We start from the raw sequence: 1,455 nt of genomic DNA on the forward strand, positions 1-1,455 counted from the left end.
AGGGACTTGCTTGCGTCTTATCCGTCAAGGTTCCTGAGCCTAAGTTTTCGAGCCAAACAAAAGATAAGTTGGTCTCTAGTGAGGTTCGTGGCCCGGTAGAAGAAATTGTTGCTGAGGCTTTGAGTGCTTATTTGCAAGAGCGCCCTGCTGATGCAAAAATTCTTTGCGGAAAAATTGTAGATGCTGCGCGCGCTCGTGAGGCGGCTCGTAAAGCTCGCGACATGACTCGTCGTAAGGGTGTCCTTGATGGTTTGGGTCTTCCTGGGAAGTTGGCAGATTGCCAAGAGAAAGATCCAACTAAATCTGAACTATTTATTGTCGAGGGAGACTCCGCGGGTGGTTCTGCAAAGCAGGGTCGTGACCGACGCTTTCAGGCGATTCTTCCGCTGAAAGGAAAAATTCTCAACGTTGAGAAGGCTCGATTCGACAAGATGTTGGCTAGCCAAGAGGTGGTTACTTTAATTACCGTTCTTGGAACTGGTATTGGTGTTGAGGAGTACAAGGCTGACAAGTTGCGCTATCACCGCATCATCATCATGACCGACGCGGACGTTGATGGTAGCCACATCCGCACACTCCTACTTACCTTCTTCTATAGACAAATGCCTGAGTTGATTGAGCGTGGCCACATCTATATTGCGCAACCACCCTTGTATAAGGTGAAGTTTGGCAAGAATGAGCAATACATTAAAGATGATGCGGAGTTGAATCAACTGCTGCTAAAGATTGCATTAGAGTCGGCCTCACTTCAAACCCCCACGGGAGAAATTATTGAGGGCGCAGCATTGGGCGAGTTAGCTAAACACTATCAAGTCATTCAATCTGTTGTTGATCGCTTATCTCGCACCATTGACGAAGATGCTTTGCGTGCCATTGCTTCGGGTACTCAACTCAACCTAGATACCGAGAAGTCTGCACATGAATCGGCTGAGCACTTGCGTGGCGCACTTGCTGATTCTTTGAATCCTTTGGCACTGCCCCCAGAGATTATTGTGCAAAAGGAAGAGCGTACCGATCGCTATAAATTACTTCTCTCCCGCCGCATTCATGGCAATTTGAAGTTATCGGCAATCAATTCTGATTTTGTTCATGGTGATGATTACCAAAGCCTGTCAAATGCAGCTGCGGTTTTATCTGGCAAGGTGTTGCCGGGTTCAAAGGTTCGCCGTGGCGACCCAGACAAAAACCAAAAAGAACAAGCGATTCAAGATTTCAGGGCCGCTTTCTCCTGGCTGCTCTCTGAGGCTGAGCGCGTGCTCAGTCGTCAGCGCTACAAAGGTCTTGGTGAGATGAATCCATCCCAGTTGTGGGAAACCACCATGGATGCAGGTTCAAGAACATTACTCCAAGTCAAAATCGAAGATGCGATTGCTGCTGACCAGGTCTTCACAACCCTAATGGGGGATGAGGTTGAGCCACGTCGTGCCTTTATTGAAAAAAACGCCTTGATTGCTC

General features: G+C 48.1%; 1 protein-coding gene. It reads left to right on the forward strand.

All coding sequences use genetic code 11. The features are described 5' to 3' along the window. A partial coding sequence (locus B7X71_RS16820) for a toprim domain-containing protein (protein WP_293601584.1) occupies positions 1-1,455 on the forward strand: 1,455 nt, incomplete at both ends.

The sequence above is a fragment of the Polynucleobacter sp. 39-46-10 genome (genome assembly GCF_002282275.1).